Here is a 15582-nt window from a genome sequence, read left to right on the forward strand (position 1 = left end):
AATGAAAATTACAGGAACAAGATCAACAATTACTTTTGATTTAGAGAATGGTTTCCTCTTAAAAGCACAAGGAGAATTGCTGATCAATAAAAAATTTGTTGTTTATAAAGATAGTATGACACAATGGGAGCCTCCTCATGAGAATCTTCCGATAACTCAAAGAGAAATAGAAAATATTATTAATACAGCTAAAAAAATGGAGAGCAATCAAACTATTCAATTAGACTTTGTATAATTATATTGTATTCTAAGAGAAATAAATCTCTATACAGGTGGTCAGGTTGTCTATCATGGGACCAAACTCCTAGGTGGAAGCGAAGAAGATGTTCAAACCGCAAACTTTATCGGGAACATCGTAGGAGGTTATGTGGCCTCCTCAGCAACCAGCAAGTTTAGTTTGAATCAACCTATTTTTTCAAATCGATATTCAAAAATAGATTTTACTCAAAACAGAAGACCATTATAAAACATTTTAAAAAAATAGAATAGAGGTTTGAAATCCTGAAAAATAGAATTCATTACATTACGAAACTTGAAATGCAAGATAGATTGCCTTTCAGTGGCTTTGTAGCAAATTTTGATGGGAAGCAGATCCAAAACAAAGAAGAACTATTTCGTTTTCTTGAAAAAAATGTCGGACTTCCTGATGCCAATAATTGGTCATCTATTACAGATTGGCTGACAGACTTATCATGGATAAAAGCTGAAGAATACAACTTTATTCTTGAAAATTATGATAGCTTCTTAAAAGATGACTTATCATCTAAAGACTTATTTTTAGAAATTTTGGAAGAAGATATTCTTCCTTGGTGGGAATGCGATGTTGAAAAGCATGTTGTTGGCAGTAAGGTCAAGAGTTTTCAAGTTTACATAGTAGAAAATTAAAAATAGGACAAAGTTTTAAGGAGCTACCTTAAGGTAACCACTTATGTTGGATATAATCAGTACTACAATAAACCCTATACAACGTTCTTGGATGTATATAGTAAGGTAAAAGGGAAGATTCCTGTCTTCAATAGGAAACCAGTAATTCCTGAGGTGAACCATAAGGTAGATATCAATGGTAAAACTATAACAGAAACCACGAGACCTTATGAGCGTGAACATATTTTACGAAATATAGAAGAAAGCAGGCTTGCGAGGGAGAGTTCAGGGTTTAAAGACTTTTCAACCACGAGGCTTCAGCCGGTAGTCAAGCCTCAGCCTGCACCTAAGAATTTAGATGTTGAGGGACCAGTAGTAAATAATATTCGATCTAAATATCCCGATTTGCAAACTTATGAATATAATTCATATACAAATCCTGGTCCACTAAATGATTTAAGAGGTCAGCCTAATGTTAATTTTTATGGGGGACGGTATGATGTTGAAGTTTTGAAGTCTCCTAAAATATTATACCGAGCTGGCGACCAAAGCAATCCGCTAGGGCAATGGTTTACAGAATCAGCCCCACATTCTGAGATAGAAGTTAGAATAAATACGGCAGTAAAACCAATTTGGACAGATCGTTCAGGAAACTACACTGGCAGCTCTCCTTTAAATACAGTTTACGAAATAAAAATACCAGCTGGCACAACAATATACAGAGGACCTGTTGCGAGTCAAGGAGGCATCTATCAAGGTGGTTTGGAATATGAACAAATTTTTATTGAAACTCCGTAGAAAATAGAAGGTGTAGAGGTTATTAGCTCAAAACCATTAAATTAGTGAGGAAAGAAATGAAACGAAAAGAATTATTAGATAATATCAAATTAATATTACCACTATTAAATCAGTACAATGATGGGACAATTCATGTACAAATTTCATTTTTACAAGGATTAGAATGTGCATTGGAAAATGGTGACTCACTCCCTACAATAAGAGAAATTAAAGATATCCTTTATCCTCCAAGAGGAGGTCTATCAGACTTTTTTGTTTGGAAGAATGATTATTTGGAACGACTAAAAATTAATGAAGAAATTGAAGCCTACAATAATAGATTATGGGAGCTTTTAAATCAAATAGAAAACTTGGAATCATAGTAAATGCATCAAATTTTAAAATTAGAAGCATTTCATCAATCTCATACAAGAATTCCAAGCGGAAATGAAGCATCTGCTTTTGAAGATTTTTGGAAACCAGGAGGACAAACCTTCCCAGGAAATATGCCAGAAGCAAGGGTCATTATGATATTTCAAAGTTATACCATTTAGTCAAAAAAGAAAAATTTACAGAATACATCCCCTACCTGAAACACTTCCTTTCAACCATTATGGACAAACCTGAAGAAAATTATTGGCGAATTCATGATACTTTGAAGCTATTCCTCAAAGTAGATCCTGATTATGTGACACAGTTATTAAAAGAAAAGCAAAAATCATTATCAGATTTTGGAATCGAGGACGAAGATGAAAGAAATTACATTTTATAAAGTACATGATGATTACGGTTTTATGTCCAATTTCGCCCCCTACCCTTTTTCAGATGGTAGTAAAATCTGGCCTACATCGGAACATTATTTTCAAGCCCAAAAGTTTTTAATACCCGAAATTCAAGAGAAAATTCGTCAGATAGCCTCTCCAATGGATGCTGCTTTGGAGGGACGCAATCGTCAGAATCCCTTGAGATCAGATTGGGAAGAGGTCAAAGATGAGGTGATGCATCAAGCCCTTCGAATGAAATTTAGCCAGAATCCAGATATCGCTAAAGAATTGCTAGCGACAGGAGATGCCATCATCATCGAACATACGCGAAATGATGACTACTGGGCTGATGGGGGAGATGGCTCTGGGAAGAATAAGCTAGGCCTTCTCTTAATGCAAGTGCGGGAGGAGTTAAAAAACTCTACCCTGTAACCTCTCCTCTAGCTATTCCACCTATTTCATGCTAGAATAAAGAAAAACACATTTGGAGGCATTATGAATCAGACAGTGACTTATTTGCAGGAATTGACAGCCATTCCTTCCCCGACCGGTTATACACGTGAGATCGCAGACTACTTAGTCAAAACCATTGAAGGCTTTGGGTACGAAGTAACTCGGACTGCTAAGGGCGGCGTGAATGTGACCGTGCCTGGTGTGATCACAGACAAGCAACGCTACATCACAGCCCATGTGGATACCTTGGGAGCTATTGTCCGCGCGGTGAAAGCAGATGGCCGCCTCAAGCTAGACCGTATTGGCGGTTTCCCTTGGAATATGATTGAAGGGGAGAACTGTACAGTCCATGTAGCCAATACAGGAAAAACCCACTCGGGTACGATTTTGGTCCATCAGACTTCTTGCCATGTCTACAAGGATGCAGGGACTGTCGAGCGGACCCAGGACAATATGGAAGTCCGTCTGGATGAAAAAGTAACCAATGAAAAAGAAACCCGTGCCCTTGGCATTGAAGTGGGTGATTTTGTCAGCTTTGATCCCCGGACCATTGTGACAGACACCGGCTTTATCAAATCTCGTCACTTAGATGACAAGGTGAGTGCGGCGATTCTCTTGAATCTTCTGCGCGTGTACAAGGAAGAACAGATCCAATTGCCAGTAACGACCACCTTTGCCTTTTCAGTCTTTGAAGAAGTGGGGCATGGTGCTAATTCTAGTATTCCAGCTGAAGTGGTCGAATACTTGGCAGTGGACATGGGAGCTATGGGAGATGACCAAGCGACGGATGAATACACGGTATCCATCTGTGTCAAAGACGCTTCTGGACCGTATCACTACGAATTCCGTCAGCATTTGGTGGCTTTGGCAAAAGCCCAAGAAATCCCTTATAAGTTGGACATCTATCCTTTCTATGGATCAGATGCCTCTGCAGCCATGAGTGCAGGAGCAGAAGTCAAACATGCCCTCCTCGGAGCTGGGATCGAGTCAAGCCACTCTTATGAGCGGACTCACTTGGATTCTGTAGCCGCAACAGAGCGCATGGTCGATGCCTACCTCAAGAGCGACTTGGTAGAGTAAAAAATGGAACTACTCCACGGAGTAGTTTTTTTATAAACTAAAATTTTCTGAAAATTCCTTTTCTTCTGAAAATCTTTGTGGTATAATCTTAAAATAAACTTAAAATTTCTTAAGGAGTTTTACATGAAAAAAAGAAATGTCATCGCACTTGCGGGAGTTGCTCTCCTTTCAGCAGGTATCCTAGCGGCTTGTTCTGGTGGTTCTAAATCATCTAGTTCAAGCAACGGCCAAAAATTCTCATATGTCTATGAGACGGAGCCTGAAAACTTGAACTATATCACATCTGGTAAAGCAGCAACCCATGAAATCACTGGGAACTTGATTGATGGTTTGTTTGAAAATGACAAGTACGGAAATTTGGTTCCTTCTCTTGCTAAAGATTGGACAGTTTCTAAAGATGGTTTGACTTATACCTATAAACTTCGTGATGATGCCAAATGGTATGATTCAGAAGGGGAAGAGTACGCAGATGTAACAGCTAAAGATTTCGTAACAGGAATCAAATATGCGGCTGATAACAAATCAGAAATGCTCTACATTATCCAAGATTCTATCAAAGGTTTGAACGACTACGTCAGCGGAAAAAATAAAGATTTCTCTGCTGTAGGAATTAAAGCAGTTGATGATCATACCCTTCAAGTTACTTTGAACCAGGCAGAGCCTTTCTGGAATTCTAAATTGACTCTTGGAATTACCTTCCCAGTCAACGAGAAATTCGTGAAATCAAAAGGGGATAAATTCGCTCAAGCAAGTGACACCAGCTCTCTTCTTTACAATGGTCCTTACATCTTGAAGAGCTTCACTTCAAAATCTTCTATCGAAATGACCAAGAATGAAAACTACTGGGATAAAGACAAGGTCTACATCTCAGATGTGAAATTGGAATTCTACGATGGACAAGACCAAAGTAAATTGGCCAAATCATTCGGTGAAAATGCTCTTAGCTTGGCCAAACTCTTCCCAACTGGATCTGGTTACTCAGAGCAAGCCAAAGAATTCAAAGACGAAATCACCTACACTCCTCAAGACGCCGCTTCTTATGTTATTGGTACCAACATCGACCGTCAATCTTACAAACACACTGCTAAGAAGACCGATGAGGAAAAACAATCTACTAAGAAAGCCCTCTTGAACAAGGACTTCCGTCAAGCGATCAGCTTTGCCTTCAACCGTGAAGCGTATGCTGCTCAATTGAACGGAAAAGACGGAGCAAGCAAGATCATCCGTAACCTCTACATTCCACCAACATTTGTCCAAGCTAATGGCAAGACCTTTGGTGAAATGGTGAAAACTCAATTGGACACCTACGGAGATGAGTGGAAATCTACTAAACTAGATGATGGTCAAAACGGTCTCTTCGATGCTAAGAAAGCGAAGGAAGAGTTTGCAAAAGCGAAGACTGCCTTGGAAGCAGAAGGTGTGAAATTCCCAATTCACATCGATATGCCTGTGGACCAAACCACACCATCAAGAGTTCAACGGGTACAATCCTTCAAACAATCAGTTGAAGAAGCACTTGGTAAAGAAAATATCGTCATCGATATCCAAATGCTTTCGAAAGAAGACCTTCAAAATGTGACCCTCTTTGCACCAAATGCGGCTGGCGAAGACTGGGATCTCTCTGATAATGTTGGATGGAGCCCTGACTACCAAGACCCATCAACTTACATGGATATCTTGAAAGCTTCATCTGGTGAAAATACTAAGACTTTCCTTGGATTTGACCCAAGTGAAAACAATGAAGCAGCTAAAAAAGTTGGTCTGTACGACTTTGAAAAGATGATCAAAGATGCTGGTGCAGAAACACAAGACGTCAACAAACGCTATGAAAAATATGCGGCTGCACAAGCTTGGTTGACTGATAGCGCCCTTGTTATGCCAACTTCTTCATCAACTGGACGTCCATTCTTGACACGTATCGAACCATTCTCAGCTCCATTTGCATGGACTGGTGGTAAAGGAAAAGACCACGTGATCTACAAAGGAATGAAACTCCAAGATAAAGCTGTGACAACTGCTGACTACAACAAAGCCCTTGAAAAATGGCAAAAAGAACAAGCAGAGTCAAACAAAAAAGCACAAGAAGATCTTAAGAAACACGTTAAATAAGGATCGATAACCGAGGCTGATGCCTCGGTTTTTTTGTGGATCAGATGAATATCTGTTTGATATTAAAACGCTTACATAGTATAATAGGAGTGTTGATTACAAAAAGTGAGGAGATTGACATGAAAAAGAAAACAATGGTTTCCATTGTCGCATCGAGCTTACTGATCGCGCCGATGGTCTTGCACCAAGTAGTAGCAGCAGACGAGCAAACGGAAGAGTTAGCCCCATCGACAGAAGTGGTCCATGCTCCATCTACTGAAGCAAGACCGACAACAAGTGACGCAAGTACTGTCACTAGTGAAGAAGCAGCAAACTTGAATGATGCATCGCTGGATCGGACAGCAGTTGCCAATCAAGCAAACCCTGCTACAGAAGAACACACAAGACAAAGTGAGCCTACGGTCCCAGTAGCAACTCCAGCAGCAACAAACAGGGAAGCTGGGCCTCAATCTGCTCCTCCTTCAGAAGCTTCGGCAACAAGTCAGGATTTGGCAAAGGTCACAGGTAGCACCCTTGCAGAGGATCAGACCTCTAAAGAGTTGACGGTCCAAGATGCTGTTAATGGCTTGCTCCAATGGGCAGCAACAGATCCTAGCCAATTGGGCCAAAGCCAAGCAGATCGCGAACGCTTTGCCAAGAGTTTAGGCTTGATTGAAAAATCAGAAGATCTGACTCGTAAGGTTAGTCAGCCAGAATTGGCCAAGATGTATGAAACAGCTAAGAAACTCTACGATGCCTACCGGGCTGAAAAGAAAAGCCCGCTCTTTTTAAATGGTCGTGCCCAGCCTATTTTCTCTTATACGACGGGAGAAAAAGCAGACCAAGACTACAAATATGAAAACAGCCAAATTGTACGCTTCCCTGTCTATGTCGAAACGGACTACGACACCGACGCAGATGGCAAGCCTGACTTAGTCAAAGCCATTGTTCAATTACCAAAAGCAGTCGCGCAAGGCGATTTTAAGGCAGCCACCATTCTGGAAGCGCGCCCTTACGTAGCGGGGACACTTGATGAAAACTACGTGACCCTTGAAAGTCTGGGGCTTCCAACGGACGGTAGCTATGATATGAAGAAACTTCACAGCCAACCTGCAAAGAGACAGCCAGTAAGCAGTGAAACAACAGTAGAAGCAGCCAAAAAAGCTAAGGCATCGGATTGGTATTACTACAGTCCCTACGAGTATATCTATGACTACGAAGATCTGAACTGGTACGACTATTTCTTGGTCAGAGGCTATGCCTTTATCTCGAGTGCGGGACTTGGTACCAAGGGATCAGAAGGATTTAACACCACAGGTTCTGATCTCGAAATCAATGCCTTCAAGAATATCATCGAATGGGTCAATGGCAAACGCAAGGCCTACACCGATAAGACTAGCAATGTTGAAATCAAGGCAGACTGGGCAACAGGCAATGTCGCTATGACAGGTCTCTCCTGGGCTGGAACCACGACCTTTGGTGTGGCAGCGACAGGCGTAGAAGGCCTAAAGACCATCGTTCCAGCAGCAGGGATTGCCTCTTGGTATGATTATTTCAATAGCCAAGGAACCCAGTTTGGCAATGCGCCTTATAGTGATCTTTCATGGCTATCCCTCTACGTTAGCACGCGGATGCTGGACCAAGACGACTGGGCAGGGATTTGGCAAAACTATTCCAACTACATCAACCAATTGAACAAAGACCAGTACGCCCATGATCGTAACTACAGTGATGTCTGGAAGGAGCGGGATTATACCCTTCATCCGGAAAATCTCAAGACCAGCGCCCTGATCGTCCATGGCTTGAATGATGACAATGTTAAGACCAAACACTTTGAACTTATGTACGATGCCCTCAAGAAAGCAGGACAAGATGTCAAGCTCTATCTTCACCAAGGAGATCACGTCTACCCAGCGGCTATGTCAAGGGGATACGGCATCACCGCCAATGGTCAGGACTTTTATGATTTGCTCAATACCTGGCTGACCCATTACCTCTACGGAGTGGACAATCACGTCGAAAGCTTGCCAGCGGTCCTAGCTCAAAACAACTATGATCCAAGCAAGTGGACCAGCTATGATAACTGGAAGAGCAGTCAACGTCTCTTCTTGAATGCAAGCTCGAAACGGCTAGAAGAAACCATTTCTAGTGATTATGCGGCTGCAGGTGTTGAGATCGCTAACCGTAATGAAACAGTCAGCAAAGCCTCCTCTAAGGCTAATCTGACCTTCGTTTCTGATGTTACTGAGGACACTACGATCAAGGGACACATCCCCGTTCATTTCAAGGCAGCTCTTGCCAAAGGTCAAGGAAAGAATTTCCAAATCAACGCCCTCTTGGTAGATGTGGCAGATGAGGACTTTGACGTGGTAGGAAATGGTAGCGTCAAGCAAGATAAAACAGCAGACGCTTTCTGGATGGGAAGCAATTTAAGCAACCTATCTGTTGCCGAATACGAAACCATTAAGACCAAGTACAAGGTGATTGCTAAAGGGTGGATCAATCTTGCGAACCCTGAGTCTGGCTACGATTCAGCAAGCTCTCGCGCTAGCATTGAGCCAAAAGTTGGGGAATACCACGATTACACGGTTTATCTCCAACCAAATCTCTATACAGTTAAGAAAGGTCACAAGTTAGCGCTTGTTTTCAACACCTATGACCCGTCTGATTTAACGGTGGAGCATCCATATGAAGTGACCTTCAAGACAGATTCTATCCAGGCGGCGATTCCAATTGTCGAAAAGACACGTACTCAAAAGGCAGCCTATGTGCCAAATGCAAGAGATACTGACTATGCGAAATTGCCAGAAGTTGAAGGAGCTGCTCTAGTTGCTCCAGAAGTACACTACAAGGAAGAGTATACACTGTCAAGCCCAGAATCCTTTGTCCAATCAAGCCAAACTCTTCCTGAAAAAGAAGAGCAGATGCAAACAGGATCAGCAAGACAAGAGCAATCTCATCTTACACTAGCTGTATCTTATGGACCTCAATTTGTTTCACAAGGATTTGTAGAAGATCCTCAAGAAGTGACTCCTGCAGTAGGAGGAGAGCAGGTAGACCATACCCTTCCTCAAACAGGGAGCAAAGACCATGCTCTGGGTCTCTTAGGGGTGATCAGCCTTACAGCTTCTAGTCTCATCTTTTGGCGCAAAAAGAGAGAAGATGCCTAAGGAGTCCCCGTAGCAAATATTTCTAAAATGACATCTTTTAGTGTAAAATAAAAGTAGAAATGCAGAATCAGTAGTCACTACTGAAAAAGGAGGAAATATGGCACACGTAATCACAGATGCAACTTTTGAACAAGAAACTAGCCAAGGCCTTGTCTTGATTGACTTTTGGGCAACTTGGTGTGGCCCATGCCGCATGCAAGCTCCAATCTTGGATCAGTTGGCAGAAGAAGTAGATGAAGATGATTTGAAAATCTGTAAGATGGATGTCGATGAAAATCCAAATACAGCACGTCAATTCGGTATCATGTCGATCCCAACTCTTCTCTTTAAAAAAGATGGACAAGTTGTCAAACAAGTGGCTGGAGTTCATACGAAAGCCCAATTGAAAGAAATCATTGCAGAATTGAGCTAAAAAAAAACTCGTTTTCCAAACTGGAAAACGAGTTTTTTTGATATTCTTTATTTCTTTCAAATAGGCGTGATACCCATTGACAGCGCTTTCTTATAGTGCTAAAATGAAGCTGTATTTCCTATAAAATTTTTACAGGAAAAAATTCTCCTAGGAAGATGTAGATCCTAGGAGAAAATTACATATAAAGGTTATTGGCCCTCTGTATCTTGGGCTACCCAGACGCTGACGGAGCGCTCTGCCACTGGAAATTCGGCGCTACCGTCTTCTTGGACTTGGACGGTTTCGCTACAATTTTCTAGTACATCATAGTAGGAGAGGCCTGCGTAGGATGAGCCGATCTCCATGACTTTTGTAGCAGCTTGGTTATTGGAAATCAAGCAGGCGATTGGTGCTGATTCTTCTGAACCTGAACGTGTCCAACCGATGCAATTAGGATCATCGAAATAGTCCGTTTGTTCCCCATAAGCCAGATCTTTACGAACCCATAAGAGGCGATCGAGGACCCCTTGGAAACTTTCTTGCGCAAATTGGCCCTCGATACCGTAGTAGTCTCCATAGAAGACACAAGGCAAACCAGCTTCACGAAGTAAGATCAAGGCATAGGCTGCAGGCTTAAACCATTCTTGGATCGTAGATTCCAAGGCTTGCCCTCGTTGGGTATCATGGTTGTCCACAAAGGTTACGGCCTGTTCAGGATGATTGAGCGCTAGTGTTCCGTCAAAAATAGTTCGCAGGTCGAAATTTTCACCTTCTTGACTAGCTCGGAAGAGATTTTGGTGGAGGGCCACATCGATCAAGTCGTATAAGTAGTCAATGCTTTCCAAGTACTCATCGTTGGTTTCTGTGTCCCCATTCCAAAATTCACCAAAGACGTAGAAATCTTCACCATATTTTTTGGTGATATTGTGGATGAAATTCTTCATAAAGAAGGAGTCAATGTGTTTGACTGCATCCAGACGGAAGCCCTCAACCCCTGTTGTTTCGATAAACCATTCAGCCCATTGGTCGAGATTTTCTATAACCTCGGGATGTTTGAAATCGATATCGGCGTACATGAGGTAATCGTAGTTTCCGTTTTCCTTGTCAACCAGATCTCCATGGGCCCAACCTTTGTTGTCCCCTTGGATTTGGTAGATCCCACTTTTATTACGTGAAGCATCGTAGTCCGTACCGGTGAAATGGTACCAATGCCAGTGGAAGTCATTATAGGCGCCATTTCGGCCATCAAAGGTGAATTTGGTCCATCCTTGAATGGTGAAGGGCTCAGTGAGGACCTTGTTTCGATCCATTGGATCCACCTCAACGACCTCGAATTCCTCTAAGCCATCGGCAGCAGCTTTATGGTTGAGAACGACATCGGCCATTGGTTGAATCCATGCATCTTTGAGGGCTTGAATGGCTTGAAGATAATCGTCTTTGAAACCGTATTTGGTACGAACTGTTCCTTTTTGATCGAACTCGCCCAAATCAAAGAGGTCATAGACTCCGTACCCAACGTCATTGTTAGAAGTAGCTTTAAAGGCAGGCGGCATCCAGACCTTGCGAATACCCAAGTCTGCTAAGTGTTGCGCATCCTCAGCAAGACGCGTCCAGTGGTTCCCATCAGCGGGCAAATACCACTCAAAATATTGCATTAAGGTTTGATTTTCCATTTTTATTTCTTCTTTCATGTGAATGTCCCTATTTTACCAAAAATAGTTGGATGCCACAAACGTTTGCGCTGGAAGCAAGCCCTTTCTAAAAAAGAAATCGCATACATGAAAGAAATGAAGTGAGAATATAAAAAGTAGTATTTTATTTACGTAGAAATATCAGTCTGATACATATATTTCTATTCATTTTATAGTTTGATCATATCAAAGGAGGATTGGTTTGAAAGTGAAAACCACCAATAGAGAGAGCATCGAAAAGATTTTTACCGAAGCCTTGGCGATTCCGAGCTTCACCAATACTGAGACCGAGCAAGGGATCGAAGCCTACCTGGATCAACGGATTGCCCAGATCCCTTATTTCAAGGAACATCCGGACCATTTTGGGCGCTACCAGGTGCCACAGGATCACTTGCATCGGTCGGTCAATTGGGCCTTGGTTGATAAGGGCAAGAAAAAAACAGTGATCCTTTTCCACCACCATGATACAGTCGATTTAGAAGACTATGGAAACTTGTCGGAAATCGCACTCGATTCTGATAAAGTAGCAGAAGCCTTGAAAACACTGGATAGACGTCCAGATATGCAGGAAGATTTAGCTTCTGGGGATTGGAAATTTGGCAGAGGATCTTGCGATATGAAAGCAGCCCTAGCCCTTCAATTGGGGGTTCTGGAAGCCTATGCAGCAGACCCCTCAGAAGGTCAGGTCAATCTGCTCTATCTCTCTGTTGGAGATGAGGAATCCTATTCACGTGGGATGCGAGGAGCCTTGGGCCTCCTCACAGATTTGCAGGAAACCTTTGATCTGAATTATGTATTGGCAGTGGATTCAGAGCCCTTTGAATCAGAGGTAGGAAAAGAAAAGGTCCTTCACATTGGCACAGTCGGCAAACTCATGCCGGTCGTTGTGGCGCAAGGTGTCTTGTCCCATATGAAGGAGCCCCTCAAAGGGATCAATGCCTTGTCGCTCCTAGTAGCCATCGCAAGCCAGCTAGATCTTCATCCCGATCTGGCAGATCAGGCCTTGGGAGAAACGTCTCCCCTTCCTTCTTGGTCCTATCTCAGAGATTTGAAGGAGCAGTACGATGTATCGACCGTGCTGTATGCGGCTGGTTATTTCAGTGTGTTGCATTTGAAGAAAACACCCCAAGAGCTCTTGCAACGAATCTATGAGCATAGTCAAGAGGCCTTGGACGCCTTTTACAAGAAGTACGAGCATTTGCAGGATCAGGCAGGACAAGACCACATTATTGCAAGGCCAAGAGTCATCACCTATCAAGAACTAGAGGAACGTTGCCAAGCCTTAGAGGGCTACCAAGACTTTAGAGAAGCTTCTAATAAAAAAGCGGAGCAAGATTTTCGTAATGGGACCAGCTACCAAAGCCTTGCGATTCAGCAAATCCAGCGATTCCTTGAGTTTCTCGGAGATAAGGATCCTATGGTGGTCATCGGTTTTGCGCCCCCATATTATCCTTCCATGAATTGCCGCTTTTTAGACAATACCGATTTCAATATTGTGTCCCTCATCACTGATTACCGTGAGTATCTGGACACAAGAGGTTACCTCTTAAAAGTCGAAGAATACTTTATGGGGATTAACGACACCAGTTATTGTGCCTTGGAAAAGGATGTGGCTTCTTATCAAGTCGTCCTAGATAGCCTAGCCACACCAGCCCAGGTCTATGATCTGGATCTGGAAAAAATTGCCCAAATTCAGGTTCCAGCGGTCAATCTAGGCCCTTGGGGCAAAGAATTGCATAAGCGAGGAGAGCGGGTCTACAAAGAAGACTTCTTGGAGACCATTCCAAACTATCTGCTAGAATTGCTCTACCATTTCGATGATCGCTTATCAACAGAATAAGAAAAAACGGTCCCAATGAGGATCAATTAGGGAGTTAACATGATTACATTTCACGGAGTTACCAAAGATTACGATGGGCATATTGCCCTCAACCACTTGGATCTGACCATCGAGGATGGGCAAATTGTCGGCCTGATTGGCCACAACGGAGCCGGTAAGTCAACGACGATTAAGAGCCTGGTTAGTGTCATCACCCCAACAACTGGATCAATTGAAGTGGATGGTCAGGACCTCTATAGCCATCGACTGGCGATCAAAAAGAAGATCGGTTATGTGGCGGATTCGCCAGATCTTTTCTTGCGTCTCACAGCCAATGAATTCTGGGAGTTGGTTGCGACCTCTTATGATATGAGTCAGAAAGACTGTGATCAACGCTTGGAAGAGCTTCTTAGGATCTTTGATTTTCAGAGCCACCGCTATGAAGTGATTGAATCCTTTTCACATGGGATGCGCCAGAAGGTCTTCGTCATTGCAGCCCTCTTGTCAGATCCAGATATCTGGGTCTTGGACGAACCGATGACCGGTTTAGACCCACAGGCTTCTTACGATTTAAAACAAATGATGCGCCAGCATGCGGATCGGGGCAAGACGGTTATTTTCTCTACTCACGTCTTAGAAGTAGCTGAACAACTCTGTGATAAAATCGCCATTCTCAAAAAAGGAAATCTCATTTTCTATGGGACGATCGAGGAATTAAAGGGCCAACACCCCGAACAAAGTCTGGAAAGTATTTATCTCAGCTTAGCGGGTCGGAAGGAAGAAGGTGGCGGTCATGCGTCTTAAGATCATCCAGCAGCTGGTCAATGTTAATATCATCTATGCCAGTCAGCCCGCTCAGATCGCAAAATTACGTGCCAAACAGGCCAAAAAACCGGACGTTAAACTCAATGTTGCTCGTAAATCGGTGCTCAACTACCTCTTTTTAGGATTGGTCTATTTCCTCATATTTGGCTTGCTCTTTAGCATCTATGATTTTGTGAACCAACCAGCCTTCTTTGTCAATATGGTCGCCCTTTTTTCCTTGATGACCATTTCTCAAGGCTTTATGAGCTTTTACAATGTCTTTTATGAAAGCAAGGACCTCCAGTTTTACCGGCCCTATGCCTTCTCAGATGCGGAAGTCATTGCTGGAAAGAGTATCTCTGTCATCCTGACCCTCCTCATGGCTATCCTTCCCCTGGTCAGCTATTTTCTGATCCTGCCTGTGCAAGCAGGCGGCTTTAATCCGTTAGGGATCCTGCTAGGCCTCTTTTGTGCCTTGATTCTCTTAGGAGTTCTCTTTTTAGCGACGATCATCCTAGCTCATTTGATCACTAAGACCCTCTTTTTCAAAAAACACACGACCCTGGTCTCCAACATCATGGTCGGAATTGGTTCCCTTCTGAGTCTAGGAGCTTATCTCTATCTGAATCTAGTCCAGACCCATCGGGTAGAAGTGACAGGGGGCGCAGATATTCCCATTCTATTTCCACCTTTTACTGCCTTTCATCAGTTCATTCTCCATCCTTTTGATGGAGAAGCGATCCTTGGCCTTCTGGGCTGGATCCTGCTCCTTCTGGTCTTGATCGGCCTGGTTCGAAAAATTGTGATCCCGCAGTTCTATGATGCAGCCCTTGCAGTTGCGACCAACCAAACCGTCAAAGAGCGCGTGAAAGTGCTCCATGTTGGTCAGAAAGATTCCTTTAGGCGATTTGTCATTCAGTATCATCGCAGACTCTTGAGCGATGGAACCCTTATGGTGCAAGTCCTCTTGATGATGAGTATTCTGCCATATATTTTCCTCCTCAGTGGAGCAGCAGGAGCGTCTAAAAATATAGGAGGACTCAGTTCTTACTTGACGCCCCAGTATCTGGTGCCACTGACCCTTGTTGCCATCTTGATCGGTGTTTTCAACAGTTTTGGAGGTTTGACCAGTATCGGTATTTCGCTGGAGCGCGAAAACTTTGAGTACCTGAGATCGCTCCCTATTGATTTCAAACGCTATCTCTTCATGAAGTTTTGGTTGCTCTATCTGGTGCAATCCATCCTTCCTGTCATTCTTCTAGTTGGCGTTTGTCTCTATTTTGGCGTCCATCCCTTGGCTATCCTTGCCATGTTACTGATCTGGATCGTAACCACCATTCCGATCTGCATTCGAGACTATGTCAAAGATTTTCAGAACTTTAGCACCAATTGGACCAATATCACGGAGTTGATGACCCGTCATCGTGGGAATGCAGTTCTTCAGTCTATTTTCTTGATTGTCTTTCTCTTTGTGATGTTTCTCTTGATCATTGTCAGCTTCATTTGGACCTATCATTCCGTCAGTACCTTGCTAGCTGTGATCCTTTATAGTGTCATACTGCTAATTGGTGCTGGGATCAGCTATACCATCTACCGCAAAAAAATCCGCACTCTCTACCAAGAGATCGGAGAATAAAAAGAGAGAGTGGGACAGAAATCGGTCATTCGTTAGAATTCGATT

The 15582-nt window shown here is 43.0% G+C and carries 14 protein-coding genes; 13 read left to right on the forward strand and 1 reads right to left on the reverse strand.

Annotated elements, in window-relative coordinates:
• The first annotated feature begins 1 nt into the window (after position 1).
• From RDV49_RS05915 to trxA, 10 genes are all read left to right on the forward strand, one after another.
• Entirely contained in the window at positions 2-235 is a 234-nt protein-coding gene (locus RDV49_RS05915; protein WP_003007814.1) for an Imm74 family immunity protein, read from the forward strand.
• Between the two features lie 302 nt (positions 236-537).
• Entirely contained in the window at positions 538-885 is a 348-nt protein-coding gene (locus tag RDV49_RS05920) for a barstar family protein (protein WP_003007812.1), read from the forward strand.
• Between the two features lie 153 nt (positions 886-1038).
• Positions 1039-1662 (forward strand): hypothetical protein, encoded by a 624-nt coding sequence (locus RDV49_RS05925; protein WP_050783537.1) that lies wholly within the window; start codon positions 1039-1041, stop codon positions 1660-1662.
• Between the two features lie 56 nt (positions 1663-1718).
• A complete protein-coding gene (locus RDV49_RS05930; RefSeq protein ID WP_003007809.1) occupies positions 1719-2024 on the forward strand; it encodes a hypothetical protein in 306 nt (101 codons plus the stop codon).
• 3 nt (positions 2025-2027) lie between these two features.
• Positions 2028-2195, forward strand: coding sequence for a hypothetical protein (locus tag RDV49_RS05935; RefSeq protein ID WP_196218545.1), 168 nt, complete (start codon positions 2028-2030; stop codon positions 2193-2195).
• 195 nt (positions 2196-2390) lie between these two features.
• Positions 2391-2837 carry a riboflavin biosynthesis intermediates N-glycosidase gene (gene ybiA / locus RDV49_RS05940; RefSeq protein ID WP_003007805.1) on the forward strand — a complete coding sequence of 149 codons (447 nt, stop codon included), beginning with the start codon at positions 2391-2393 and terminating at the stop codon, positions 2835-2837.
• Positions 2838-2900: 63 nt separating this feature from the next.
• Entirely contained in the window at positions 2901-3938 is a 1038-nt protein-coding gene (locus RDV49_RS05945) for a M42 family metallopeptidase (protein ID WP_003007803.1), read from the forward strand.
• Between the two features lie 123 nt (positions 3939-4061).
• Positions 4062-6047, forward strand: coding sequence for a peptide ABC transporter substrate-binding protein (locus tag RDV49_RS05950; RefSeq protein WP_037607943.1), 1986 nt, complete (start codon positions 4062-4064; stop codon positions 6045-6047).
• Between the two features lie 119 nt (positions 6048-6166).
• Positions 6167-9196, forward strand: coding sequence for a CocE/NonD family hydrolase (locus tag RDV49_RS05955; protein WP_037607941.1), 3030 nt, complete (start codon positions 6167-6169; stop codon positions 9194-9196).
• Positions 9197-9293: 97 nt separating this feature from the next.
• On the forward strand, positions 9294-9608 hold the full coding sequence (gene trxA, locus RDV49_RS05960; RefSeq protein ID WP_003007797.1) for a thioredoxin: 315 nt from the start codon (positions 9294-9296) through the stop codon (positions 9606-9608).
• 188 nt (positions 9609-9796) lie between these two features.
• On the opposite strand, the gene RDV49_RS05965 is transcribed toward trxA, so the two are convergent.
• Positions 9797-11278: an alpha-amylase gene (locus tag RDV49_RS05965; protein WP_003007795.1), complete on the reverse strand. Its 1482-nt coding sequence runs from the start codon at positions 11276-11278 to the stop codon at positions 9797-9799.
• 208 nt (positions 11279-11486) lie between these two features.
• Between RDV49_RS05965 and RDV49_RS05970 the strand changes: the two genes are divergently transcribed.
• Genes RDV49_RS05970 through RDV49_RS05980 form a run of 3 tightly spaced genes read left to right on the forward strand, consistent with a single transcriptional unit; the run spans position 11487 to position 15537 of the window.
• Positions 11487-13118 (forward strand): M20/M25/M40 family metallo-hydrolase, encoded by a 1632-nt coding sequence (locus tag RDV49_RS05970; RefSeq protein WP_003007793.1) that lies wholly within the window; start codon positions 11487-11489, stop codon positions 13116-13118.
• A gap of 39 nt (positions 13119-13157) precedes the next feature.
• A complete protein-coding gene (locus tag RDV49_RS05975; RefSeq protein ID WP_003007792.1) occupies positions 13158-13901 on the forward strand; it encodes an ABC transporter ATP-binding protein in 744 nt (247 codons plus the stop codon).
• A complete protein-coding gene (locus RDV49_RS05980) occupies positions 13891-15537 on the forward strand; it encodes a hypothetical protein (RefSeq protein ID WP_003007790.1) in 1647 nt (548 codons plus the stop codon). Before RDV49_RS05975 ends, RDV49_RS05980 begins: the two co-directional genes overlap by 11 nt.
• The last annotated feature ends 45 nt before the right edge of the window (positions 15538-15582 follow it).

The organism is Streptococcus parasanguinis, assembly GCF_031582885.1.
Classification (GTDB): Bacteria; Bacillota; Bacilli; order Lactobacillales; family Streptococcaceae; genus Streptococcus; species Streptococcus parasanguinis_M.